The organism is Variovorax sp. YR216 (assembly GCF_900107745.1).
Classification (GTDB): domain Bacteria; phylum Pseudomonadota; class Gammaproteobacteria; order Burkholderiales; family Burkholderiaceae_C; genus Variovorax.
The window spans coordinates 17,636-42,466 of the sequence record NZ_FNRO01000023.1 but is presented as its reverse complement, the minus strand read 5'-3'; the positions used below and the strand labels follow the sequence as shown (position 1 = coordinate 42,466).

Below are 24,831 nucleotides of genomic sequence, written 5' to 3'. Positions count from 1 at the left end.
CAGCCATCGCAAGGAGACACTTTCCATGAAACGCATTGCCATCACCGGCGCAGCCGGTCTCGTCGGGACCGGGCTGCGCCGGCAACTTCTGGAACAGGGCTACGCGGTCGTTTCGCTCGACCTGCAGCCGATCAGCAACCCCGCGCCCAATGAAACCACGGCCGTGGTCGACATCACCGATCAGGCGGCTCTGACGCAGCACCTGGAAGGATGCGACGCAGTCGTGCATCTGGCCGCGTGCACGACCGACGCACCTTGGAAGGATCAGGTGTACCTCAGCGTCGAGGGCACGATCAGCCTCTTCGACGCCGCGCGCGCCGCAGGCGTGAAGCGCGTGGTCTATGCAAGCTCGCATCACGTCGTCGGACTTCAGCCGCGCAGTCCGCACGGCCCGCTGATGGGCGACACCGCGATCCTGCGTCCGGACAGCCGCTACGCGGTGGGCAAGGCCTTCGGCGAATCGCTCGGCGCGCTCTATGCCTACAAGTACGGGCTGCCGGTGCTCGCGATTCGCATCGGCAACGTCAACACCCAACCCATCGATCGCCGGCGCCTCGGCAGCTGGATCAGCTTCCGGGATCTCGCGCAACTGGTGAGCATCGGAATCGAGCAGCCCGACTTGGTCTTCGAGATCGTGTACGGAATCTCCGATGCAAGCGGCCGGCACTACGACAACGCCTCGGCCCATCGGCTCGGGTACCGCCCGAAGGACAGTTCCGAGGGATGGGACGAGCGCGTGCTCGCGGAAGACCCGCCGCCAGCACCCGGCTCGGACGCTGCGCGCAAGCCGTCGGAGGTCACACTCGGCGGGATGTTCTCGGAGTCCGAGTACGTCGGCGACACGCAGCGCCTGCTGCCCCGGCGGGAAGCGCGAACATGAAGATCACGAAGATCGATGTGATCGAGGCAGTCGTCCCCTTCGACGATGGCAGCGGGACCCCGATCCACACCTCGGGCAAGTGGACCACGCTCGATATGGTGCTGGTTCGGCTCGAAACCGACACCGGCCTCGTAGGCTGGGGCGAATGCTTCGCCTATTCATGCCGCACCGCGGTGGCTGCCGCTGCACGCGACATGGTCGCGCCACTGGTTCAAGGGCGAGACCTGCCCGAGCAGCCCGAGGCGTTGACCCTGGAGCTGCAGCAGCGGTTGCACATCTTCGGGCGCTACGGCATCGCGATGTTCGCGATCTCGGGCTTTGACATCGCGCTGTGGGATCTCGCGGCGCAAGTGCGCAGCGTCCCGCTGCATGCCCTGCTCGGCTCGGCGCGCGAGAGCCTCACGGCCTACGCGAGCCTCGTGCGTTATGGCGATGTGTCGCTCGTCGACAAGCACTGCCGCGATGCAGTCCGCGAGGGCTACCGCTACGTCAAGCTGCACGAGATCGACCCCGAGGTGATTCGCGCAGGACGCGCAGCCTGCGGTCCTGACATCGGCATCTCCGTCGACGTCAATTGCGCATGGACACCCGAAGTCGCCCGCGCGCGGATCGGCGTGCTGCGTGAAGTCAACGCGCAGTGGGTGGAAGAGCCGGTGTTCCCGCCCGAGGACATCCGCAACCAGGCTGCGCTCAATTGTGACTTTCCTGTCGGTGCGGGCGAGAACGCCTGCACCCGTCACGAGTTCGCCCGCATGGTCGAGGCAAAGGCGGTGACCTTCGCGCAGCCCTCTGTGATCAAGGTGGGCGGCATCAGCGAATTCATGGCGGCGGCGCAAGTCGCGCAATCGCATGGGGTCGCCGTGATGCCGCACTCACCCTACTTTGGCCCTGGCTACTTCGCCACGCTGCATGTCTCGTCGGTGCTGACCGGCGAGCCGCTGTTTGAACACCTCTACGTGCGCCCGCACGCCGACATCGCTTTGGGCGGGACGCCCCTGCCGAAGGAAGGCCGCGTTCGCGTGCCGCAGGCCGTTGGCCTTGGGTTCTCGCTCGACATGCAGGCGATCAAGCCCTTCCGCGTCTAGCGCCCACCGGAAAAGCCCCCGCACCGCAGCACGGTGGGGGGCGCCTGCACCGGGCCTGGGGCCCGACAGTCAGCTGGCTGAACTCAACTACCCGGCTTGACAATCTCCGCCGGCAGATCCGTTCCGTGGTACTTGCGATAGATGGCATTCAGCTTGCCGTCGGCCATGCGCGTCTTGACCCACTGGTCAAGGTAGCTTTTGAGCGCAGGATCGTTCTTGCGCAAACCAATTCCCACCGGAAACTGCGTGAAGATGAACTTCGGCTCCAACTGCCGCTGAGGATTGCGTGCCGCCACTGCGGTGAGCGTCGCAGGCTCCTGGATCACGATGTCGACCTGCCCGCTGGCAAGCGCAGTCATGTTGGTCGATTCATCGTCGAAACGCACCACTTCCACGCCGAGGTCCTTGGCTTTCTTGGTGAGCTCCACGTCGCCAGTGGTCGCGCGCGTCACGCCGACCCGCTTGCCCTTCAAATCCCCTTCCGACTTCAGTGCCAGCGACTTGGGCGCACCGACGATCTGCACCGCGCTCGCATAGGGCGCCGAGAAGTCGATGACTTTCAGGCGTTCCGGCGTGATCGAGAACGTGGACAGCACCACATCGGCCTTCTTCGTCTGCAGGAAGGGAATGCGATTCGGGCCAGTCACTTCCACGATCTCAAGCTTGACGCCGAGGTCGGAAGCCAGCAGTTCCGCTGCCTCCATGTCCGAGCCGGACATCTTCAGCTTGTCGTCCTTGAAGCCCCATGGCGGCCGGCCGAATTCAAGCGCGACGCGAATAGTCTTGGCTTCGCGGATGGCCGCAAGGGTGTCCTGGTCGGCTGCATGCGCGACGCCCATGGACAGAAGGCAGGCTGCGCTTGCCGCAGCAGCTAGCAGGGAGCGACGTCTCATTTCAGTGTTCCTCGTTAAGGCAATTGAAGATTCAGGCATCCGCGTGGATGAAGGCCGACAGCTCGGGGGTGGACGGGTGACGCAGGATGTCGGCCGACCCCCTCTCGTGCACCTTGCCGTCGCGCATGTAGATCACCTGGTGAGCGACATTGCGTGCAAAAGCCATCTCGTGTGTCACGAGAACCATGGTCATGCCGTCGGCCGCGAGTTGCTCCATCACGCGGAGCACCTCACCCGTGAGCTGCGGATCAAGCGCAGAGGTAACCTCGTCGAACAGCATCAGCTTGGGCTCCATCGCAAGACTGCGGGCGATGGCCACGCGTTGCTGCTGGCCACCTGATAGCTGCTCGGGGTAGGCACCCATCTTTTCTTTCAGGCCCACCTTGGCCAGCACGGCGGCCGCGATCTCCTGCGCATCCGAGGCCTTCATGCCCTTGACGGTGCGCGGCGCGAGCGTCACGTTCTGTTCCACCGTGAGATGCGGAAAGAGGTTGTAGCTCTGAAAGACGATGCCCACGTCGCGGCGCAGGGGCTTCAAGTCCACGTTTGGGTCGTGCAGCGAATGGCCACACACGTTGAGTTCACCGCTGTCGATGGTCTCCAGACGGTCCATGCAGCGCAGCGCCGTACTCTTGCCCGAGCCGCTCTGGCCGATGATCGCGGCGACCTGGCCGCGCTGCACCTCGAAGGTCACACCCCGCAGGACGTGGTTCGTGCCAAAGGTCTTGTGAATATTCTTGAGTTCAACGACGGCTGACATTGAGTTTCCTTTCGAGCTTGCGTGCCTGACGCGACAGCGGATAACAGACAGAGAAGTACAGGAGGCCGGCGAGGCCGAAGTAGATGAACGGCTGGAAGGTGGTGTTGTTGAGCACCTTGGCGTTGTAGGAAAGCTCGGCGAAGCCAACGACCAGCGAGGCCACCGAGGTGTTCTTGACGATCTGCACCATGAAGCCCACGGTGGGCGGCGTGGCGATGCGCAGGCCCTGCGGCAGCACCACCAGGCGCATGCGCTGCCAGCGCGAGAAGCCGAGGCACTCGGCCGCCTCCCACTGCGCCTTTGGCACCGACTGCAGGCAGCCGCGCCAGATCTCGCCGAGGTAGGACGCGGCATAGAGCGTCATGGCCAGCGTGGCGGCGACCAGCGGATTCACCGACTGAAAGCCCAACAGGCTGGGGCCGTAGAAGCACAGGCCCATCAGCACCAGCAGCGGCATGCCCTGCATGAATTGGATGTAGAGGCTAGTGGCACCGGCCACGCGGGCGCTGGGCGAGATGCGACACAGCGCAATCAACAGTCCCAGCAGGCCGCCAAAGAGGAAAGTGAGCACGCTCAGCAGCACTGTGTTCCACAGGCCCTGCATCAGCGAGCCGAGATATTGCATATTCATGGCTTGGCTTCCTGGGGTTCAGATCGGCGTTCCCAGCTTGCGCCGGCGGGTGAAGAGCGCGAGGTTGAGCAGCCAGAAGCCGCCGCGCATGATCAACGAGAGGCCCAGGTAGACGGCGCCCAGCACCACGAATACCTCGAAGTTGCGGAAGGTGTCGCTCTGCACGCGATTGGAGATGCCAAAGAGTTCTTCCACGCCCACCGAGGACAGGATGCTGGAGGCCAGCATCAGCAGCACGTACTGACTGGCGAGCGAGGGGTACACGCGCTCCATCGCGGGGCGAAGCACCACGTGCAGGTAGACCTGCGCGCGCGACAGGCCGAGGCACTCGGCCGCTTCGAGTTGGCCGGGCTGGATCGAGTCGATGCCGGCTCGCATGATCTCGGTGGTGTAGGCGCCGATGTTGACCACGAGCGCGATCACCGCGCCCACCAGGATAGGCAGCTTCAGGCCGATGCTGGCCATGCCGAAGATGAGGAAGTAGCTCTGAATGAGCAGCGGCGTGTTGCGGATCAGCTCCACGTAACCGGCCACCAGGTTGCGCAGCCACGCTGGGCCACTGGTCCGCGCGATGGCGCACAGCGTGCCGAGCACGAAGCCGAGCACCGTGGCGAAGAAGGCCAACTTCAGCGAGACCCACGCTCCCTCGACGAAGAGGGGCCAGTAGGACAGCACAGCGGCGAAGTCAAACTCGTAATTCATGGCGAAGATTGCAGGTGGTTGTCTCTCAGTTCCCGGTGGCGGCCGAGGCATCCATGCGATGCTGGTCAGTCCCACAATCCGGACAGCGTTGTCGTTCGCTGTGACTGGAATTCTCAGGAAATCACGGTGTTCAGAGTTGGTGCGGGTAAACCCGAGTCGGGCAAATTCGTCCCATCAGCTGGTACGCACATCTCGCATTTGCCACCCTCATACGGCGCCGTGACTCAAAAGAAAAAGAGGCGTTGGATGCGCCTCTTTTTCGTGGCGGCATGGCGGGACTCAGGTGCCCGACTTCAACACTTCCGCAGGGATGTCCGCGCCCTGGTGCTTCTTGTAGATGGCCTGAAGGTCGCCGCTCTTCAGGCGTTGTTCGACCCACTGGTTGACCCACTCCTTCAGGGCCGTCTCGTTCTTGCGCATGCCCACGCCGAACAGCGAGTTCTGCAGCAGCAGCTTGGGCTCCAAATCCTTGCCCGGACTGCGCTGGTTGATGACGGTGATGAGCGTCGTGGCCAAGGCCGTGACCTCGGTCTGGCCGCTCACCACCGCGGTCATGGTGGTGGACTCGTCCTCGAAGCGCACGATCTCCGCACCGGGCGGCGCCATGCGGGTGACGTCGGCGTCATTGGTGGTGCCACGGGTCACCGCGATCTTCTTGCCCACCAGGTCGGCCGGCGTCTTGATCACCATCGACTTGGGTGCGGCCACAAAGGTGGAGATACCCGAGTAGGGCTTGGAGAAATCGATGGTCTTGAGCCGCTCGGGGGTGATGGTCATCGCGGAGATCACCACGTCCGTGCGGTTGGTCATCAGGAGCGGAATGCGGTTGGCGCTGTTGGTGGGCACCACTTCCAGTTCCACGCCGAGGTCCTTGGCGAGCAGCTTGGCGGTGTCCACCTCTGAGCCCTTCATCTCCAGCTTGTCGTCCTTGTAGGACCACGGGGGCACACTCAGGTCGATGGCGATGCGGATCTTGCGCTCCGCGCGGATGCGCTCCAGCGTGTTCGTCTGGGCGGTGGCGGCCTGTCCCGTGAGGCCCAACGCCAGGGCGGCGCCGGCCAGCTTCATCGTCGCGGCAAGTAAGAGCTTGTTCATGTCTTTCTCCTGCTTTCAGGCCGTTGCGGCGCGCATCACTTCCGGCGACATTTCCGCGCCGTGATGCTTCTTGTAGATGGCATTGAGCTTGCCGTTGCGCAGGTTCTCGCGCACCCAGTCGTCGAGCTTTGACTTGAGCTGGATCTCGCCCTTGTGCAGACCGATGCCGGTGAGGTTGGTCTTGACGACCACCTTCGGCTCCATTGCGAGTTCTGGCTTGCGTTGATTCACTGGCGCGAGCAGGGCCGGCGCGGTGCAATAGCAGTCCGCCTGCCCGCTGATGATGGCGGTGATTGCGGTCGCGTCGTCGTCGAAGCGGACGATCTGCGTCCCGGACGGCGCGGCACGGGTCAGCTCGGTGTCGTTGGTGCTGCCGCGCACCACAGCGACCCGCTTGCCCGCCAGGTCCTCCAGCGAGCGCAGCGCGACGGCCTTGGGCGCGCCGACGACCACCTGGATGCCCGAGTAAGGCACCGAGAAGTCGATGACCTTCGCACGCTCCGGCGTGATCGACAGGGTCGAAATCACGAGATCGGTCTTGTCTGTCAGCAGATAGGGAATGCGGCTCGCCGGGTTGGTCGGAACGATCTCCAGTTCGAGCTTCCAGTCGCTGGCCAGCAGCCGCGCCACATCCACTTCGGAGCCCGCATATTCGAGGTGTGCATCCTTGGTCGAGTAAGGCGGCGCGGCCGGGTCGATCGAGATGCGAATCTTCCCGTTCTTGTCGATGTTGGAGAGCGCGTCCGCGAGCGCCGGAGGGCTCGCCGCCGCGAGGGCGATGAAGCCGGCCATGCCGGCAACGGCGGTGCGGCGGCTGATGGCGCCGGGTGGAAGGGTCTGCATGTCGTTGTCTCCTGCTGTGGTTGTCTTGATGATTGGGTTGCTACGACTGCCGCTATTGCCGCATCGGCCCGGGCCAATCCAGTCCGTGCGCCGCCATCGCAGGCGACAGCGCATCGACGATGACGTCCGCAAGCGGAACGCCCTGCGCCGTCGCTTCGCGCCCCCGGGTCAGCGCCTGATCGCCGGGCACGCGCACCTGCTGCACGCCGGGCCTCGGCGTGTTCGCATGGCATGCGCGCACGAGCCAGTCGGTCTCGTCCAGCATGGCCTTCCGGCCGCCGAAAGCCTCGGGGTCGAGGATCTGAAGAAAGGTGTTCATCACGATGCCTGTGGGCGCATCGCGCCGGCCGTAGCCTGAAAGGCCTTGCGTCAACGCCTCCACGAGTAGCGCCATGCCGTAGCCCTTGTGGCCGTGATCGAGTCCCCCGACGGGCAGCAGGCTGCCGCCCTGCTCCAGCAGCACACGCGGATCGTCCGTTGGCTGGCCGTCCGCATCCATGGCCCACAGGCCGGGGTAGCGTTCGCCGGCTTCGGCGAGCTGTATCGAGCGCTTGATAGTGGTGATGGAGCAACTGATGTCCAGCATCACCGGATCGCCATGGCTAGGGATGCCCGCTGCCAGTGGGTTCGGCGTGAACAGCCCCTTCAGGCCGCCGTAAGGCGCGACCCCCTGCGATGCCGGCCCCGAGCAGGCGATGACTGCCATGAACCCAAGCTGGGTGATGCGTGGCAAGTAGGTCGCCAGTGCACCGGTGTGATGCCCGTTCGCAATCGTGCAAGTCACCACGCCGTGGGCGGACACGCGTTCGAGCGCGACATCGATCGCCTGATCGATGAGCCACGCGCCCGGCAACCGTTGGCCGTCCCAGGCCAGGCAGGCGCCGCGGTCGGATATGACCTGCACCTCGCCGGCCGCCCGCATACCGCCAGAGCCCAGCTCTTCGAGGTACCACGGTGCGATCGCGAGGCCGTGGGTCGAATGGCCGAGCATGTCTGCTGTAACGAGGCTGGTCGCGACGCTGCTGGCTTTGCCCTTCTCCAGGCCGCGATGCTCGAACAGCCGCTGCACGACGGCGAGCAGATGTTCGACCGAGTACCGGCGCACGGAGAGGCTCATGCTGCCGCCTTTTCCTTGTGCTTCGCTGCCACGGCTTCGTCGACCATGTCGAACAGGCTGTAGCGTGGCTGGTAGCCGAGCAATGCGCGCGCCTTGGCAGCGCTTCCGTGCGTGCGGCCCAGCTCCACCGGAATTTTCGCTTCCACATACCGACGGCCGGTGGCCTTCGCGAGATACGGAATGAACTCCGCGAGGCTCACCGGCGTGGCCGGCGCGAGGTTGAAGGTCTCGCCGATCGCCTCGGATTTGTCGTGGATCAGCAGCAGTCCGTCCACGATGTCGCGCACGTCCACGAGCTCCTGCGTGTGCGGCTTGCCGTGTTGGTCGTAGGCCAGCAGCAGCGGCTCGTCTTCTGCGGTCAGGGGTTCGAGGATGTCGAGGATCTCGCGCAGTTCATTCTGGCTGGTCGCGCCCGCGTGATGCGTACTCGCGGCCTTGAGGCTGCGCACGCGGCCGTTGACGTAGAACGCGGCGCTCGAATACTCGCCATTGGGATCGATCAGCTCATGTGCGGCCTCGATGTGCGAGAACACCGCGATGCTGGTCGAGAGGTTCTTCTCGGACCGTCCATAGAACTTCACCATGTCCTCGCCAATCACCTTGCTCAATCCATAGAAGGTGTAGGGCTCGCGCGGATGAAGCTCGTCGGTCGGGCGATAGCGCGCGAAACGAGTCGGATAGACCTGGTCGCTCGACGCGAACACCAGGCGCACTGGCTTGGACTGCGAGATTTCCGCGGCCACGCGAAGGACGTTATAGGTGCCCATCACGTTGGCGTCCCAAATGAGGTCACGCGCCTGCGGCTGGAACGAGATCACCGCCGCCATGTGGAAGACCGAGTCACAGTCGCGCATGGCCTCGCGCACCGCGGCGAGATCGGCGAGGTTGCCGGTTACGCATTCGATGCCGGCCTGGCGCGTGGCTTCGAGCTGACGATCGTTGGGCAGGGCCAGGGTGCGTACCTTCCAGCCGCGCTCCATCAGCGCGCGGGCCAGAGTGCCGCCCACCCGCCCGGTCGCGCCCGAGACAAAAACTTGCATTGCAGAACTCCTTGTGTATTTCGAACAGAAGCAATCAGACCGTGTAGTCCACTGCGGCCCACTCGTAGTAGGTGCGCAGGTCCTGAACCAGAGCCTGGTGCAGGGGATGGAAGAGGTAGGCATCGAGCGCCTCGACATCGGTCACCTCGGATTCGAGGATCAGGTCCCAGGTGATCGGGGGACGCTGGAGCTCGTTCGCAGCCACGCGCCATGATTGGATGGCCGCGATCTGTGAACCGAGCCCGCGCATGCGCGCGAAGAGAGACCGTTCGAGCACCTTGTCGCGCTCGACGTCGGGCTTGCGCCTGAAAAGGACGACGTGCCTCAGCATGGCACCCCCTGGCGTTCGAGGAGCCACGCGGGCGCGTCCTGCAAGGCCACCGGCCGCAGGAAGCGATCCATCGCCGCATAGCCCACGGAAGTGCTCCAGGGTTGCGTCGAGGCCGGATACGGCCCGCCATGCTGCTGCGCGCCCGTCACGGCCACGCCGGTGGGAACGCCGGCGAAAAGCACACGACCCGCGATCTGCGAAGCCGCGCGCACCAGCGCCCTCGCCTCTTCGTTCTCGCCTTCCGCACCCCACAGCGTCACGGTCAGCGACCCGCCGATGGCTTGCAGCACTTCGATGGCCTGGTTGTTTGATGCGACCCGAACGACGAGTGCGCCGGGACCGAAGGCCTCCTCATGCAGGGACGCATCAGCGATGAAATCACGCGCCGCGACCTCGCCGAGGAACGGGCCGGGTGCGACCGCATCGCGGCGTGCCGGCGCGAGCAGCCCGCGCACCGCGGGCGATTCCGCCCACGCCGAGACGCCGCGATCGAAGGCGCTGCGAATGCCTTCTGTCAGCATCCCGTGCGGCGACTGCGTGGAGAGCGCCTTCGACAGCGCACTCACGAAGGCATCGCCATCGTCGCCAACCGGCACGACGATGACCCCGGGGCTGGTGCAGAACTGCCCGCTGCCCTGGCAGATGGATTGAGCGAGCGCGGCGGCTGGTGCTTCCACACCGCGTTGCAGCATAGCTGGCAGGACGATCACCGGATTGATCGATCCCAGTTCACCGAAGAACGGGATCGGGCGCGGACGCCGTGATGCGACATCGGCAAGCGCGGTTCCCCCGCGAAACGATCCGGTAAAGGCCACTGCGGCAATCGCAGGCGCCTGTACCAGCCGCACGCCGGTCTCGACCGAAGCGCCGTCGACGAACTGGAATACGCCTTCGGTCCAACCTTGCTGCTCGATAACGCGATGGGCGATTTGCGCCGTCTTGCGCGACAGCATCGGATGGCCTGGGTGCGCCTTGACAACGACGGGGCAGCCGGCCGCGAGCGCCGATGCGGTATCACCGCCCAGCACGGAGAAGGCAAACGGAAAGTTGCTCGCCGCAAACATCGCGACCGGCCCGAGCGGCACGCGCACCCGCGTCAGCCGAGGCCGGCCTGCAGGCGGTGCGCCAGCGACCGCAGGATCGTCTTCGACGCGATGCGCCGCGCCACGCTCCAGTTCGGTGGCGAAGCCGCGCAGTTGGAAGGCCGTTCGATCCAGCTCACCGTTCAGCCGCGGCAGACCGAGTCCGGTTTCCTGGTCGGCCAGCGGCACCAGCGATTCGCGCTCGGCTTCGAGCGCTTCAGCCAACGCACGCAGCAATCGCGCACGCGCTGCGGCTGAACTTGCCGCGAAGTCGCCCGCTGCCTGACCTGCTGCAAGGGCTGCAGCATCGATGGACACAAGATGCGACATCGCTCAGGCGCTCTTCAGGTGGTAGCCGCGCGCGGCGTAGTTGAAGCCCTCGAGCTCGTTGATGCGCACCTCTTTATCCGCGGGAGACGCGTAGTAGGCGCGGATCTCCTTGATCCGGTCGCCTTCGAAGATGTACCACTCGGCGCCGCGCAGCGCGGTGCCGCTTTTGTTCTTCCAGTGGGTCCACTCGATCATGGCCTCCGGCTTGTCGTGGCTGATCAGGATGCGGTCGATGGTCCACTGCGAGCCCAGCGTCTCGACGCACCAGATCCACTTGCGGCTGATGGTATCGGCGCTGCGCCAGGGCACTTCCGGCAGGCCCGAAGGAAAGTAGTGAACGGCGTCAGGCGTGAAGCACGACATCAGCGCGTGGTAGTCCGCGGCGTTGCAGGCGTCGAAGTAGCGCCGGATCAGCGCGTCGTAGAACTCGGGCGAGTGAGTCTGCTGGTTCATCTTCTCCTCCAGCTTCAGCGCGCGGGCGCAACGGGGTGGATCGGGGGACGGCCATCGGCCACCCATTGCTTGTGCGCAGCGCGCGTCTGCTCGCTCGGCGGATAGAGGCCCCACAGCGGCTCCCCGGCCTTGACCCGCAGCGCGAGATAGGCCTCGATGTCGTCGCGGCGCTCGCACAGGTCGGCCATTTCTTCAGCCAGATGCGCCGGGATGACGGTGATGTTGTCGCCATCGCCGTGGATCACGTCGCCCGGGTAGACCGCAACGCCCGCGCACCCGATGGGCACCTGCAGGTCCGCCACGTGGTGATAGGAAAGGCGTGTGGTCGCGGTGACGCCGGTACTCCATACCGGGAAGTCCATCTCCGACAGTTCAGTGCCGTCGCGGAAGCTCCCGTCGGTGATTACCGCTCGGGCGCCGCGCATCATCATGCGGGTGATGAGCATGTTGCCCATCGAGGCGGCACGGCCGTCGCGGTTGCTGTCGATTACCAGCACATGGCCGGGCTCGATCTGCTCGACGCCGACCCACTGCAGGTTGTCCGCGTTCGGGGTGGTCGTGAGGTTCTCGTAGAGATCGACATCCTCGCGCGCCGGAATGAAGCGCATCGTGTACGCGCGGCCGGCGAATGGCTTCACCTTGCGATTGAGCGGCGTGAGGCCGTGCAGGACGGGCTGGCGGAAGCCCTTGATGTAGAGCTGCGTCGTGAGCGATCCGCTGGTCACTTTGGCGAGCCTGTCAAGCACGCTGTCGGAGACATGAGGCACCGGGGGACGTTGAGGGATCGCGGTCAAGGGTGGAGGGGTCATGAATGACATGGTTGTCTCAAAATATGGGAATCGGTGGGCTTCGGAAGTGAGGTCTCTGTGACATCGATGCTAGTGACGAGGTCCCCAAAATAGAATCACTAGATGCCGACTCGGCGTCCCTGTCATGGCTTCGCGTACCACCAGTTGAGACAAACAAATGACAACCCGATCCACAGCGCCTCCCGCGCCCAAATCCACGCGCAGCGCGCAGTCGGGCGACGGCACCGGCGCGCTCGAGAAGGCGCTCGATGTGCTCGATGCGGTTGGCTCTTCTCCGCAGGGACTTAGCCAGAGCGAGGTAGCGGACCGGCTCGACCTCCCACGTACAACGGTCTATCGGCTGCTCGCCACCCTTATCAACCGAGGACTGCTCCGACGTGATCCGCTGCGCAAGGTCTACTGCCTGGGCTTTCGCTGCTTCGAGATGGCGAAGCAGGCGTATGCGATGCCCGACCTCGTGGCTGCTGCCGCCGCAGAACTGCGTGCGCTGCGCGACCTGACCGGCGAGACCAGCTACCTTGCAACGCTCGATGGCCGCGAGGTGATCTCCCTCGAGCGATGCGACGGCGCGCACAGTCAGCGGTCGGCCGCTGCACTCGGCGAAAGAAAGCCGCTGCATTGCACGAGCCAAGGCAAGGCCATTCTTTCGGCGATGACAGACGAGGAGCGCGATGCGATCGTGCGCGAGTTGACCCTCAAGCCGTTGACGCCGCTCACCATCACGGACCGCCGCCGGCTGCACGCAGAGCTGCGCATCGCGCGCGCACGCGGCTACGCGATCGACGACGAGGAGATCGTGCTCGGCGTGCGCTGCGTCGGCGCGCCGGTTAAGGACTCGTCTGGCGAAGTGCGCGGCGCGATCAGCGTCGCCGGTCCGGCATGGCGGTTGACCCGCGAACGACTCGAGCTTCTCGGCCCCGAAGTGGCGGAGGCGGCGCGGCGCATCGGCGCACAGCTCTCGTCCTCCGCCGCCCTTTCGGGCAACGATTCCGAATCGACAGTACGCGCAATCCCCGGGCCGTGGGCATTCCATGGCGCACACCCGGTGGTGATGGAACACGGGCTCGTTTATTGGGCTGACGTCCTCGCACCCAGCGTGCGGCTTTGGGACGGACACACCGACCGCGAAGTCTATGCGGCGCAGGCACCGATCACAGGCCTTGTGCGTACCCCCGATGGGTTGGCCGTCATTTGCGAGTCCGGCGCGGTTGAGCTTCGACCGGGACAGGAGCCCGCGGCATACCCGTGGCCTGAGGGCAAGTGCCTCGGCGCATGCGCCGGCGTCGACGGGACCATCTGGGTGGCCATAGGCTTACCGGAGGCCGGCTCCGCCATCGGACAGTTGATGCCCGATGGTCGGCTCAAGATCTTCTGGCGCATCGGCGAACAGGTTGCAGCGATGTGTTGCTGGGGCGACGACGGCGCCGTGTTCGCCACCATTCCGAGCTCCGGCACGATCCTGATGATGACGCCGGGACAGGGTGGCGTAAAGCGACTGGCGACCGTACCTCGAGGGTCCGGACGAGTCGGCGGCCTCACGTTCGACGATCAAGGGGGCGTATGGACTGCGCTGTGCGACGGCTGGTCAGTGGTTCGCTTCACCCTCGAGGGGCAGTTGGATCGGGTAGTCGGCCTGCCGGTACCTTGTGCAACCGACGTGGCTTTTCGACGCGAAGGAGATTGTCGCGAACTGGTGATCACCACGCAGCGCCAGAGTGTCCCGCTCGATACCTTGTCGACTGCACCACAGTCCGGCCGCCTCTTGGTCGCGACGCTGTAGTGCGAATCGGGTTTCCCGATGACCTCGAACGGAAGCTACTGACCGACCGTACAGCGCGTGGCGCCGACAAGCCCGCGCGCTTCAAGCCCTTGCCGACAAGCCGCTTGCGCGAACCAGGTTGACGTTCAGCCCATGCGCAAGCGACACCGCCGCGACCGAGACGCAGGGCTGCTGGCACTCGACGATGACCGTCGACTTGAACTCCGGGGCGTGCCTGCGCCGAAGCTGCTGTGAATTGGGATTCATTAAGTGCCCACCAAATCAAGAGGTGGGCACCATCCTCACGACACTCTCACCGCGAAGCAAGATGGGATGGCCAGCCGCTCACGAAGGATTGGTCGCCACGCTCGAACGCGCCCTCCAGTGGGTTGCACAGCAACAGATCGCGGGCGTGGGATTTGCTTCCATCGAGCATGTGTACTAGGGCGTCGCGTACAAGGAACCTTCTGCTTGACCACGTCGCGCAGGCTTTACAGCCGTCTCCTCGGTCGCTCCTGCCGTCTGTTGCATAGGGCGCGGCGCACTACTTGAGGTTGGGATAATTGTTGAAGGTGGCCTCTGGCGATCCCGGATCGGCGGCGACGCATGACGTGTGCCAGTTCGGCCCCTCGTTCCAGCCGTTGTTCAGGCGCATGCCGACGTGCGCTTGAGCGGAGAGGCTCCCGGTGAAGGCGGCGCATGTGGCGGGCGTAAAGGCCGCTCTCCCACTGGCGCTGTACTCGTCGAAGTCGCGAGTCCAGAAGATATGACCGTCGGTGGCGTAGGCGACGAAGACGACGACCTTGTCTTTCGGTATCGGCTCGGTCGCCGCGATCGGATAGGCAGGGCCGGGCACCAGATCAGCGAACGCACCGCGCTTCGGTGCGGGCGCGGGCTCTGGTGTGTCGAGCGGCGACCATTGGGTTTTTGTCTCGCACTTCACGGAGCGGATCTCCCGCTGGCTGGTCGATTCCCGCCAAATCTCGCTCGGGCCGTGCTCGCTCACGGTCGTGCCGGCAGGGGCTGGCGCAGCCAATTCCAGCGAATGCACCCTCGAGAGTTCGGCCTTGCAGGCCGCCATGTTGGGGAAAGTGCGAAAGTACGGCTGCGTGGGTGCCACGCCGATACCGGAGGAGGAAAGCGAGAACTGCGCCGGCTCAGTGGCCTCCTGATATTTGTTGTACAGGAACAAGCCACCAGCGACCAGGACGAGCACAAATCCGACGATCAGGGCGAGCGAGGCGAACACTCGCCAGAAGACCGCGACGATGACGATGCAGATGATCGCGATGAGGTAGGCCATGGCAGGTTCCTTTAGAGCCTCAGCACCAATACGGTGAGCAAATCTTCGCCTGTGGAGTCCGGGAATTGCTACGCCTCACCGCAGCCTCGGCTCCTGCGCGCGCGCGACATCGCCGTACCAGGTTTTTTGCGCCGAATGAATCGCCGCGTCGCTTAGGTCAGCGAGCATCATCGCCGCTTCCTTCCCAACGCGGCCGCTTAGAAGAATGAGGAGACCCATGAGCACAGCGCCTATTGCTGAAGCAACATTACCGCCCTTCCAAAACAGAGCCAGCACCGCGCCGGCAAACGAGACCACGGCAAGAAGGATCGAGAACCAGTAGACCAGGTCCACCACAAGGCGGAATGTTGGATAGTTGCTGTTGGCGCGAAGCTCATGAATGAAATTGAGTCTCTGTCTCACTGCGCTGTCCTCCCGTAGCTACTAGGTAATTGCATGTCTTGTAGTTTCGGTCGGCTCGTGGTCACGCATCCCCTCCTATGGGGAGGGGTGCGGACGCCCAGTCTGTGAACTATTGCCGCTTTCGTAGTCTCGCTCCGCCGTTGGGCCGGTAATACAGCTACCTCTCGATCCATGCGCGCTGGTACCGCGGCCGGACTCTGCTGTCGCCAGCCACCGACATTCGACAGGCCGAGGGCGACCGGCGGCCGCCAGTCTTCATGCGGAGTTCACGGACGTCGCCCTTGCTGGACCTGCCGGACGGTCGGTGGTGCGTTCCGCTCCTACAGCTTCGTGCCCCGTGCAGTGATCACCACAGGCCACCAAACTACATCTCGTGAATTTCTGTCCTGTTGATGATCAGCTTCAGGAAGTAGTACGCAAAGAACGGCGTGGCGATCCCAAAGGTCAGCACGATCAGCACCACCCAGATGAGGGCCTGCACGAAAATCTCGCCAAAACCGAGCGTGTTCACCAGCCTGTACTTCGCCATCGCCACCTCCTAGTCGTGACATAGAAAACCAGACTCTCTTTGGAGCCCTCGAACACCTGTGCGCCCGCACAGCCCGCCGTCTCGGCCCTGCAAGGTCGCAGTCAATCGGCCCGCGAGCCTCGTTTCGGTGGTCGTTTACCGACCTTCTGACCCACCGCAGCGATGGCTTGCGCGAGCGCCACTCGCGCGGCCGCGTGTGCAGCCTTCTCGTCAACCAATTGCTGATCGGCTGCCTCTAGCCTGGCTTCAAGTCCCTGACGAAGCGCCTGCGCTCTCAAAAGCTCCTCGCCCTTCCCCTGCAGCTCCTTTCGCAGCTCACGCTCCACGCTCCGCGCCTCCTGCAACGCAGCGCCCAGGGACGCCCGCTCTGACGCCGATGCATCTTCCAACTGCACGCGCCGCTTCTTCTCTTTGGCCATCTCCGCCTCAAGGGCCTTTGCGCCTTGGCGTGCGCGATCCACCTCGGCCAGAAAGCGCTTCTCATGCGCCGCCTCGCGCGCCTGCAGGCGCTCGCGCTCTTCGCGCCAGGCCGCCTCTCGCGCCTCCAATGCGTGAGCGTGCTCATTTCGCAAGGCGTCGTGGGCGCGGCTGGCCGTGGCCAACTCGCCGCGCAACTGGTCGATCTGTTGCCCGGTGCGCCCGCGCAGATCGGCGAGTTCTCTCTGAACAACCGCCAGTTCTGCGCGAAGCGCTTCGGAGGCCTCTTGCGTTTCGCTCAACGCCCTCTCGAGTGCGGCCTTGCTGCCAAGCCATTCCTCGTTTCGCGTCGCCAACGCCTCCTGATCTGACGCGAGCTGGGCCCTGCCCTGCTGCAGCGCCGCACGCTCTTCCTGCAAGGCCGCGTTCGCAAAGGCGCGCGCCTCGTGCTTGGCGTGGTTCCAGGCGCTGCGCAGATCCGTCGGCAGATCGTCCTCCGCGGGCAGCGGCACACCCGCGACACGCGCGGAGAGTCCCACGTACCAGTCATCGAGCAAAGGACTGATGGTGTTGGGCGAGCCGCCACCAAGGTGCTGGCGCACGCGCTCGATGGTGGGTTTCAGCCCTCGCGCGAGCAGCGCATCGGCTGCTTCACAAACTTCTTCGAGCTGCACGCCGCGTGGCCCCCGCCGCTTGGGGGTTGGAACGGGCGCCTGGACGCCATTGGGGTGGAGTTGCATCGAACACCTCCGTTTCGGGGTCGATAAGCGCGGATTACCGGCACCTATCTGCTCAATTGCATGCGATACCGTACATGCAATGCATAAAGCATACGAATTGCCCGCCCGCGCGTCCACTTTTGGCCAGGGCGCGGTCCCTCAGGGGTCGGGTGCGACGGGACGTACGGGTCGCCGTTCACAGCGCATTCGAGGGGTCCTTGCGCCGAACCACCAGATCGGCGCCGCCACCTTCTGGGCGCACATCCTTGCAATGCAAATGCGCAGCCCGGGCGCGCTGCGTGCCCGTTGGGGTGCCAAGCCCGAGCGGGCCGTGCGCCAAGCCCAAGGCTGCTCACCGGAAATCGCGGCTTCCGACCCGCAGCGTTCCGAGCAGCCTGGAGTGATCCACCAGCTTCATGGCCACGAGCGACTGGACGCCCTTCTCGCTCTGCCAGGTGCCTTCGACGCTCAGGAGCTTGGCCCCGAGCAGTACGGTGCGCTGCGCTTCGGCCACCTGCGGCCACACGATGATGTTCACGGTTCCGGTCTCGTCCTCGAGCGTCGCAAAAATCACGCCCTTGGCGGTGCCCGGGCGCTGCCGGTGCGTCACGATGCCGCTCGCGCGCACCGTCTGCCGGTCACGGGCTTTGCTGCGCAGTTGCTCGGAGGTCTGAATCCCCATTGCTGACAACTGCGACCGCAGCAGCGCAAGCGGATGCCGGCGCAGGCTCAAGCCGAGGGTTCCATAGTCGTCCGCAATCTCCGCGCCCTCCTCCGGGACCGCAAACGCGATCGGATCCTCATGCGTTCGCGCTTCGCGCAGCAGCTTGGTCGGCCGAGTGTCCACGCCTCTTGCAGCCCAGACGGCATCGGGCCGCCTCCCTGCCAACCCAAGCAAAGCATCCGCTCCAGAGAGACACCCGAGGTCATGGGCATCGAGTTCAGCGCGCATGGCCAGGTCCTCCACGCTTGCAAAGGGTCCGTGCGATCGCGCCGCCACGATCCGCTTGACCGCTTCCTCGCGCATGCCATTGATTCGCGAGAACCCCAGCCGCACCGCGCGCAACGGCTGCTCATACGTCGCATCCCACCGGGGCGATGCCTCGGCCTGGGCGGGCTCCTCCAATGATGTCTCCCAGTCGCTCACGGTCACATCGACCTGCCGGACCACGACGCCATGCTCCCTCGCATCGCGCACCAACTGTGCGGGTGCATAGAACCCCATCGGCTGGCTGTTCAGGAGTGCCGCCAACATCGCATCGGGATGGTGGCGCTTGAGCCAGCAGCTCACGTAGACGATCAACGCAAAGCTCGCCGCGTGCGATTCCGGAAACCCGTAGCTGCCGAAGCCCTCGACCTGCTTGGCGATCCTCAGCGCGAACTCCTCGCTATAGCCTTTCCTGAGCATCCGCTCGATGAGCTTGCGCTGATGGACTTCGAGCCCGCCACGCTTGCGCCAGGCGCCCATAGCGCGGCGCAACTGGTCAGCTTCGCCTGCGGTGAAATCCGCCGCCGCCATGGCGATCTGCATCACCTGCTCCTGGAACAGCGGCACGCCGAGCGTGCGCTCGGTGGCCTTGCGAATCTCGTCGCTCGGATACTCGATCGCCTCCTCGCCCGCGCGCCGGCGCAGGTACGGGTGCACCATGCCGCCCTGGATCGGGCCGGGCCGCACGATCGCGACCTGGATCACGAGGTCGTAGAAGCACCGGGGCTGCATGCGCGGCAGCATGCTCATCTGCGCGCGGCTCTCGATCTGGAAGACCCCCACGGTGTCCGCCTTGCAGATCATGTCGTAGGTCGCCGGGTCTTCCGCGGGCACGTCCTGCAGGCGCATCGGCGGGCCGCCGGCCTTCTCGCCGGCCAGGTCGAGCGCACGATGAACGGCCGTGAGCATCCCGAGCGCCAGGATGTCGACCTTGATGAGACCCGTCGAATCCAGATCGTCCTTGTCCCACTGGATGATCGACCGGTTCTCCATGGCGGCGTTCTCGACCGGCACGAGCCGGCTCAACCGGTCGCGCCCAATCACGAAGCCGCCCGGATGCTGGCTCAGGTGCCGCGGAAAGCCGCGGATCGTGTCGGCGATCGTGAGCCACTGAATGACTTTCAAATCGTTGGGATCGATCTCGTTCTCGAGCAGACACGCCTCGCTGATCCATTTTTCATCCGTGCCATAGGCGGTCTTGGCCAGGCGCTCGATCGTGTCGAGTGGGATCCCCATCGCCTTGCCCACATCGCGCAGCGCGGACTTGGTCCGGTAGGTGATCGCCACCGCGGTGAGCGCGGCGCGGTGCCGGCCGTACTTCTCGTAGACATACTGCATCGCCTCCTCGCGCCGCTGGTGCTCGAAGTCGATGTCGATGTCGGGCGGCTCCAATCGCTCCTCGGAGATGAAACGCTCGAAGAGCACGTTCATGCGTTCCGGATCGACCGAGGTGACGCCGAGGCAGTAGCACACGGCACTGTTGGCCGCCGAGCCGCGGCCCTGACACAGGATGTTGCGGCTGCGCGCCCAGTGCACGATGTCGGCGACGGTGAGGAAGTACGGCTCGTACTCGAGCCGCGCAATGATGGCCAGCTCGTATTCGATCTGCGCGCGCACCTTGGCCGGCAAGCCTCCTGGGTAGCGCTGCCCGGCCCCCTCGTAGGTCAGCTTGCGCAGGTGCGATGCGGGCGTCTCCCCTGCCGGCACCACCTCGCGCGGGTATTCGTACTTGAGTTCTTCGAGCGAGAAGGTGCACAGGCTCGCGATCCGTACGCTCTCTTCGATCCATTGGGCTGGAAACAGCTTCGGCAGGATCGCGCGCCCTCGCAGGTAGCCTTCTGCGTTGGCACGCAACGCGAAACCCGCCTCGGCCACGGTCGTTCCGATCCGCACCGCGGTCAGCACGTCCTGAACCGGCTTGCGCTTGCGCGTGTGCATGATCGGGCCCGAGCTCGCCACGATCGGCAGCTTCGTTCGCTCAGCCACCTGAATGGCCGTGCAGATCCTGATGTCGTCATCCAGCAGCAGCGGACTGGTCGCCACGATCCACGCGCGCTCCGGAAACCAGGTCTTGCACCACATGGCCTGCGCGAAGAGGGATTCGACGGTCGCGTCGTCTTCGGGCAGCAGGAGGACCAGGCACCCGGGCATGCCCGCCAGCTGCGGCGCCTGGATGTTCTTGCCCTCGACGTCGGTGACGAGCGCGCTGTAGCTCCCCTTCGCGGCGCGCCGGCGCGCAAGCGTGATGCACTCGCAAAGATTGGCCCACCCGAGCTTGTTCTGGGCGAGGAACACGACACGCGCGTGCGCGCGGCCGCGCTGGGTGGTCAGCAGGATCTCGCTACCGCAGATGAAATGCAGGCCCGCATCGCGCGCGGCAAGGTGCCCGCGCACGACGCCCGAGACCGAGCATTCGTCGGTGAGCGCCAGCGCCGAATAGAGCTTGGCCGCGGCCCGCTCCACCAGTTCCTCGGGGCTGGAGGCTCCGACCAGAAAGGTGAAGTTCGAGCGGCAGTGCAGCTCGGCGAACGGGGGTGGCTCATCCATTGAATACTGTACATAAAAACGGGGTATCCATTTAGCTCCAGCGAACGGAGGTATATGGATGTACATCCAGTAATCTACGCCACTTCTGCGGATTTGGGGATGTTGTCCACGACATCGCGATAGGTCAGCGGATCTGTGACGACGGCCTGCTCCAACAAGCGGTAGAACAGAAGCCCTCGCGAGCGCGAGGCGCGGCGATTGAAGCGAAAGACGAATTCGTCGAGATAGGCATCCAGATGCGCTGGTTGCACGGCGCCTTGGTGCGTGCCGAGCACCCAGCGCTTGACCAGCGCGGCCACGCGGTGAACGCCGACCATGGAGACGTGCGCGGGAACGTCGGAGCCCGTGTGAACGGTGCGCTGGTGCAAATAGCCCAGATCCTCGAGATCGCGGTAGACGGCCGAGCCGTCGGTACGCACCTGTGAGCCAAGCTCGATGTTGGCCAGCACGAAGGGGATGACCTGCTCGGTCGAGCCACGAAGGATGCGCTCGAGCCGCAGTCGGCCGAAGCCCTTGGGCTCATGCAGCTCTACGGCGATCGCCACGGGTATCTGATGCGTCTGACTTGTTCGACCCTTGCCCCGCCCGCGGGCGACAGGCTGCTCGCGATCGGTGATCGAAAGATACATCTCGTCGACCTCCACGATGCCGCCGAGCCGTTCGCGCTCGGGGCGCACCATCGCCCGGCGCAGACGGTGCAGCATCGTCCAAGCCGTTTGGTAGCTGCCCAGGCCGAGCACGCGCTGCAGTCCGAGCGCACTGACGCCATGCTTCTGGTTGGTGACGTACCAGGCGGCGGCTAGCCACACCCGCAGCGGCGTGCGGGTCTTCTCGAAGATGGTGCCCGCGGTCACCGTGCTCTGGGTCGAGCAGCTTCTGCACATCAGCCGAGCGCGGCTGGAGCGATAGGGCTCAGCGGCCACCCCGCAGCGCGGACACACGAAACCTTGCGGCCAGCGCAGCCGCTCCAGGTAGCCAAGACAGGCCTCTTCGGTGGCGAACCAGTCCAGGAACTGGTTCCAGTTCACGGGGTAGTCCTCTCCCGCCTTGGGGATTAACATATGGATGTCCATCCAGTGATGCTAGTTCAACTGGAGCTAAATGGATACCCCGTACATAAAACCAGTTACTCTACGCGCCTGAATCCCATCTGGAGCAGCTGTTACAGTTTTCTCGTACCGACCTTCAGGACCGCGCGCCCGCGCAGATGTCCATGTGCTATTCCGCCCAAGTTCGAGCCGAGTACAAGAATGATGTTGCGGCCCAAGATATGTGTTCCCGGCCTCCGTCCTGTCGTGTCTGGCCGACTGTGGGGAGCCGGCCACGCCGCACATAAGTTCCGGCAATCGTCACCCTTCTAAAGCTGCCTCAGGAAGTCCATGACCGCCGGCGCTTGTCGTCGCCGCGGCGAGGTGGGAAGCCCGGTGATGTCGACGCTGGCCAGTGCCCTGGCCTTCATTTCGAGGTCGACTTCGGCATAGACGTTGGTCGTATCGAGTGATACATGTCCGAGCCATGCCCGGATCGTATTGATGTCGACGCCAGCACGCAGCAGATGCACCGCGGTCGTGTGCCGGATGATGTGAGGACTGACGCGTTTCCCGATCAACGAGGGCAAGCGGTTCACCGCAAGTGCCGCGCAGGTCGTCACAACGCGGTGTACACCGAAGCGTGTCATCGGATCGCCTGTTCGACCTTTGAACACAGATTCTTCGGGGCCACGATCCCTTGCCAAGGGGCGCAGGACAGCGGTGGTCTGGGGCCAAAGCGGGCACACCCTCCACTTGCTTCCTTTGCCGAGGATGCGAACCGCCGGTGAGCTACCGAGCAGAAGATTGCCCACCCTCAAGGTCGCGGCTTCATCTGCCCGTGCTCCAGTGTTGTAGAGGAAAAGCAAGAGCGCATAGTCTCGTGCTCCGATCGAAGTGCGCCGGTCGGGCACCTGAAGCAACGCATCCAGCTCCGGCTTTTCGAGGTACCCGACCATCGACTTGGTCGTCTTTTTGAAGGGAACCGATCGAACCTCAGCGCACCACGCAGCATGCTCAGGCGAGCGCGCGCCGATGAAGCGCGCCATTGAGTGAAGCGCAGCGAGACGCTGGTTGCGTGTGAGCACGGTACAGGCGCGATCATGCTCGACGTGTTCCAGGAAGGCGCGCACCCGCTCGGCAGATACGTCCTCGACCAGCAGGCGATCAACATCCTTGCGTACGATCTTGGCCACGAAGGGCAGCAACTGGGCCAAAGAATCCCGATAGTTCACCTGTGTGTTACGCGCAAGATTACGCTCGGCCACCAGGTGTTCGAGGAGGAAGCGGCGCACCCAAGGCGCCAGCATCGCGTGATCAGGCATCGTCGTTCTCCTCGCAGGCGTCGAGTGCGGCATATTGGGCGAAGCGCACGCTGGCCTCATGCAGCAATTCAGGCGTCATGTGCAAATAGCGTTGCGTCGAAACGATGTTCACGTGTCCCAGGTATGTCGCAAGCCGAGGCAGCAGTTGTTGCACATCCTTGCCCTCTTGATACCAACTGATCACGCGGTGAACAGCCGCGGTATGTCGCAGGTCATGCAATCGGGGCGGACGGTGCTCGCCGGGCGGGCAGCCTATCCCGGCTTCGGCGCGGACCAAATGGAACACCGTGAGCACCCGCCGGTAACTCAGCGGACGCCCTGAACGTGACGCGAACAGCGCAGACGACGCTCCGTGCGGCATTGGCAGCTCGCGGCACCGGCGATCAACATAGCGGCTCAGGACCTGGAAGGCGTCTTCGCCGATCGGCACCAGCCTCGTCTTGTAGAACTTGGATTCGCGAACGGTGAGCATTCGCTGTGCCCGATCCATGTCCGCCAAGCAAAGCCCAAGTGCCTCGCTCACGCGAAGCCCAGTGGCGTAAAGCAATAACAGGAGTGAACGGTACGTTAAGCCTTGAAGGCGATTTGACCGCGACGTGAACCAGTCCGTGGCGTCCAGCAGCCGCTGCAGTTCGTCGCGCGAGTACACGTATGGGGTAATCTGGGGAGGTAGCTTGGGGCAGCCGATGAGCGCAAGCAACTGCTGCATCTCCTCTCGAAGATTGCCCCAACGGAGTCTTGACGCCTAAGCGGCTTCGACGATCCGCGCCTTTCCCCCTGGATTCCCGGCAACGCTTCGATCGCTGAACGTGATCAAGCGCGGCCGATGTCGGCTTGGGGGAAGAGCGGGCATCGACTACGGCGGCACGAGCGTCCGAAGATGGCCGAGGGCTCTAGTTCGACAAGTTCACGCAGAGGTCTGCAATGGGCACGTACCCGCCCATCCACCCTGCCCTCCCGAAGGACGCTTCACGCTGCACAACGGTATTCGACGGCTTTCAATCAGTGAAGCTTCGGTGTGCCGGCGCGTCATCGCAAATTGCTCGGAGCGGCTCATGGATCCACTTGAGAAAGCACTCGGCCACCCTTTATTCCAGGCCATGCGCCGCGAACATCTTGTCCATCCACGACTGGCGAACGTTCCCTGTCAGGATCTCCTCGCGGATGGCGCGCTCCGCAGCCGCCGTGCGCTCCGCGGCACTGATCAGGCGATCCGCTTCGGAAGGCGCGAAGACGACGAGACCATCTTCGTCGCCCACGATCACGTCGCCAGGCTGTACCACCTGCCCCCCGATGCTCACCGGAACGTTGATGGCGCCCGGACCCGTCTTGAACGGGCCGCGATGCGTCGCCTCCCGCGCGTAACACGGAAAGTCGGCCGCCGCGAACTCGGCGGAATCGCGAACGGCACCGTCGACAACGAAGCCGGCGCAACCCCGCTGCTGCGCGTAGGTCATCAACAACTCGCCGACGATCGCGTTGCTCGTGTTGCCACCTGCGTCCACCACCAGCACATGCCCGGGCGACATCATCGACAGCGCCTTGTACGTCAGCAGGTTGTCGCCTGCGCGTACCTTGACGGTCACGGCGGTGCCGATCAGCTTTCGTGACCGATGGAATCGTCGCAAGCCCAGGATGCCCTCCAGGCGCCTGAGGTTGTCGCTGATGTGGGAGGTGGGGACGCCGAGGAAAGCATCGAGCCATTCTTTGCGGGGACCCGGGGGAACCTCGTTGATCGTGAAGTTTTCGTTCATGGCGGTGCG

At 64.5% G+C, this 24,831-nt stretch carries 25 protein-coding genes; 3 read left to right on the top strand and 22 right to left on the bottom strand.

The features are described 5' to 3' along the window. Positions 1 to 25: 25 nt before the first annotated feature. Positions 26 to 880 carry an NAD-dependent epimerase/dehydratase family protein gene (locus tag BLW05_RS31840; protein WP_093168333.1) on the top strand — a complete coding sequence of 285 codons (855 nt, stop codon included), beginning with the start codon at positions 26 to 28 and terminating at the stop codon, positions 878 to 880. Then, positions 877 to 1,965: a mandelate racemase/muconate lactonizing enzyme family protein gene (locus tag BLW05_RS31835; protein ID WP_177142898.1), complete on the top strand. Its 1,089-nt coding sequence runs from the start codon at positions 877 to 879 to the stop codon at positions 1,963 to 1,965. Before BLW05_RS31840 ends, BLW05_RS31835 begins: the two co-directional genes overlap by 4 nt. Positions 1,966 to 2,048: 83 nt before the next feature. Here BLW05_RS31835 and BLW05_RS31830 read toward each other — a convergent pair whose 3' ends face one another. The 12 genes from BLW05_RS31830 to BLW05_RS31775 form a co-directional block, all read right to left on the bottom strand. Further along, positions 2,049 to 2,897 carry a transporter substrate-binding domain-containing protein gene (locus BLW05_RS31830; protein ID WP_256330587.1) on the bottom strand — a complete coding sequence of 283 codons (849 nt, stop codon included), beginning with the start codon at positions 2,895 to 2,897 and terminating at the stop codon, positions 2,049 to 2,051. After that, positions 2,890 to 3,618: an amino acid ABC transporter ATP-binding protein gene (locus BLW05_RS31825; RefSeq protein ID WP_093168327.1), complete on the bottom strand. Its 729-nt coding sequence runs from the start codon at positions 3,616 to 3,618 to the stop codon at positions 2,890 to 2,892. Before BLW05_RS31825 ends, BLW05_RS31830 begins: the two co-directional genes overlap by 8 nt. Continuing rightward, complete coding sequence (locus BLW05_RS31820) at positions 3,602 to 4,249, bottom strand: amino acid ABC transporter permease (protein WP_093168326.1); 648 nt, start codon at positions 4,247 to 4,249, stop codon at positions 3,602 to 3,604. The genes BLW05_RS31825 and BLW05_RS31820 overlap by 17 nt, the downstream gene beginning before the upstream one ends. An 18-nt stretch (positions 4,250 to 4,267) precedes the next feature. Further along, the gene (locus tag BLW05_RS31815; RefSeq protein ID WP_093168324.1) at positions 4,268 to 4,951 is read right to left on the bottom strand and encodes an amino acid ABC transporter permease; all 684 of its coding nucleotides are present in this window, start codon (positions 4,949 to 4,951) and stop codon (positions 4,268 to 4,270) included. A gap of 279 nt (positions 4,952 to 5,230) precedes the next feature. Beyond that, positions 5,231 to 6,046 carry a transporter substrate-binding domain-containing protein gene (locus BLW05_RS31810; protein WP_256330586.1) on the bottom strand — a complete coding sequence of 272 codons (816 nt, stop codon included), beginning with the start codon at positions 6,044 to 6,046 and terminating at the stop codon, positions 5,231 to 5,233. A gap of 15 nt (positions 6,047 to 6,061) precedes the next feature. Beyond that, positions 6,062 to 6,889, bottom strand: a complete 828-nt coding sequence (locus BLW05_RS31805) for a transporter substrate-binding domain-containing protein (protein ID WP_093168322.1) — start codon at positions 6,887 to 6,889, stop codon at positions 6,062 to 6,064. A 52-nt stretch (positions 6,890 to 6,941) separates the two neighbouring features. Then, entirely contained in the window at positions 6,942 to 8,006 is a 1,065-nt protein-coding gene (locus BLW05_RS31800; protein ID WP_093168320.1) for an Ldh family oxidoreductase, read from the bottom strand. Beyond that, positions 8,003 to 9,046, bottom strand: a complete 1,044-nt coding sequence (locus tag BLW05_RS31795; protein WP_177142897.1) for an NAD-dependent epimerase/dehydratase family protein — start codon at positions 9,044 to 9,046, stop codon at positions 8,003 to 8,005. The genes BLW05_RS31800 and BLW05_RS31795 overlap by 4 nt, the downstream gene beginning before the upstream one ends. 34 nt (positions 9,047 to 9,080) lie before the next feature. Further along, on the bottom strand, positions 9,081 to 9,377 hold the full coding sequence (locus BLW05_RS31790) for a Dabb family protein (protein ID WP_093168316.1): 297 nt from the start codon (positions 9,375 to 9,377) through the stop codon (positions 9,081 to 9,083). Next, positions 9,371 to 10,789 carry an aldehyde dehydrogenase (NADP(+)) gene (locus BLW05_RS31785; RefSeq protein WP_093168314.1) on the bottom strand — a complete coding sequence of 473 codons (1,419 nt, stop codon included), beginning with the start codon at positions 10,787 to 10,789 and terminating at the stop codon, positions 9,371 to 9,373. The genes BLW05_RS31790 and BLW05_RS31785 overlap by 7 nt, the downstream gene beginning before the upstream one ends. 3 nt (positions 10,790 to 10,792) lie before the next feature. Continuing rightward, entirely contained in the window at positions 10,793 to 11,242 is a 450-nt protein-coding gene (locus tag BLW05_RS31780; RefSeq protein WP_093168312.1) for a nuclear transport factor 2 family protein, read from the bottom strand. 14 nt (positions 11,243 to 11,256) lie between these two features. Beyond that, positions 11,257 to 12,060, bottom strand: a complete 804-nt coding sequence (locus tag BLW05_RS31775) for an RraA family protein (protein ID WP_256330585.1) — start codon at positions 12,058 to 12,060, stop codon at positions 11,257 to 11,259. Positions 12,061 to 12,208: 148 nt separating this feature from the next. Between BLW05_RS31775 and BLW05_RS31770 the strand changes: the two genes are divergently transcribed. Next, positions 12,209 to 13,831 carry an IclR family transcriptional regulator domain-containing protein gene (locus BLW05_RS31770; protein ID WP_093168310.1) on the top strand — a complete coding sequence of 541 codons (1,623 nt, stop codon included), beginning with the start codon at positions 12,209 to 12,211 and terminating at the stop codon, positions 13,829 to 13,831. Between the two features lie 81 nt (positions 13,832 to 13,912). Here BLW05_RS31770 and BLW05_RS36200 read toward each other — a convergent pair whose 3' ends face one another. The 10 genes from BLW05_RS36200 to BLW05_RS31730 form a co-directional block, all read right to left on the bottom strand. After that, the gene (locus BLW05_RS36200; RefSeq protein WP_177142896.1) at positions 13,913 to 14,077 is read right to left on the bottom strand and encodes a hypothetical protein; all 165 of its coding nucleotides are present in this window, start codon (positions 14,075 to 14,077) and stop codon (positions 13,913 to 13,915) included. 277 nt (positions 14,078 to 14,354) lie between these two features. Next, the gene (locus tag BLW05_RS31765) at positions 14,355 to 15,113 is read right to left on the bottom strand and encodes a hypothetical protein (RefSeq protein WP_093168308.1); all 759 of its coding nucleotides are present in this window, start codon (positions 15,111 to 15,113) and stop codon (positions 14,355 to 14,357) included. Positions 15,114 to 15,188: 75 nt separating this feature from the next. Then, positions 15,189 to 15,515 (bottom strand): hypothetical protein, encoded by a 327-nt coding sequence (locus BLW05_RS31760; RefSeq protein WP_093168306.1) that lies wholly within the window; start codon positions 15,513 to 15,515, stop codon positions 15,189 to 15,191. Positions 15,516 to 15,879: 364 nt separating this feature from the next. Further along, complete coding sequence (locus BLW05_RS36195) at positions 15,880 to 16,044, bottom strand: DUF6693 family protein (RefSeq protein ID WP_177142895.1); 165 nt, start codon at positions 16,042 to 16,044, stop codon at positions 15,880 to 15,882. A 101-nt stretch (positions 16,045 to 16,145) separates the two neighbouring features. Then, positions 16,146 to 17,201, bottom strand: coding sequence for a DNA-binding protein (locus BLW05_RS31755; protein ID WP_093168304.1), 1,056 nt, complete (start codon positions 17,199 to 17,201; stop codon positions 16,146 to 16,148). 331 nt (positions 17,202 to 17,532) lie between these two features. Beyond that, positions 17,533 to 20,715: an error-prone DNA polymerase gene (locus BLW05_RS31750; RefSeq protein ID WP_093168302.1), complete on the bottom strand. Its 3,183-nt coding sequence runs from the start codon at positions 20,713 to 20,715 to the stop codon at positions 17,533 to 17,535. A gap of 74 nt (positions 20,716 to 20,789) precedes the next feature. Beyond that, positions 20,790 to 21,788, bottom strand: coding sequence for an IS1595 family transposase (locus BLW05_RS31745; protein ID WP_093168300.1), 999 nt, complete (start codon positions 21,786 to 21,788; stop codon positions 20,790 to 20,792). A gap of 284 nt (positions 21,789 to 22,072) precedes the next feature. Beyond that, positions 22,073 to 23,068, bottom strand: coding sequence for a tyrosine-type recombinase/integrase (locus BLW05_RS31740; protein WP_093168298.1), 996 nt, complete (start codon positions 23,066 to 23,068; stop codon positions 22,073 to 22,075). After that, positions 23,061 to 23,777 carry a tyrosine-type recombinase/integrase gene (locus BLW05_RS31735; RefSeq protein WP_093168296.1) on the bottom strand — a complete coding sequence of 239 codons (717 nt, stop codon included), beginning with the start codon at positions 23,775 to 23,777 and terminating at the stop codon, positions 23,061 to 23,063. Before BLW05_RS31735 ends, BLW05_RS31740 begins: the two co-directional genes overlap by 8 nt. A gap of 379 nt (positions 23,778 to 24,156) precedes the next feature. Beyond that, positions 24,157 to 24,822: an RraA family protein gene (locus BLW05_RS31730; protein ID WP_093168295.1), complete on the bottom strand. Its 666-nt coding sequence runs from the start codon at positions 24,820 to 24,822 to the stop codon at positions 24,157 to 24,159. Positions 24,823 to 24,831 lie beyond the last annotated feature (9 nt).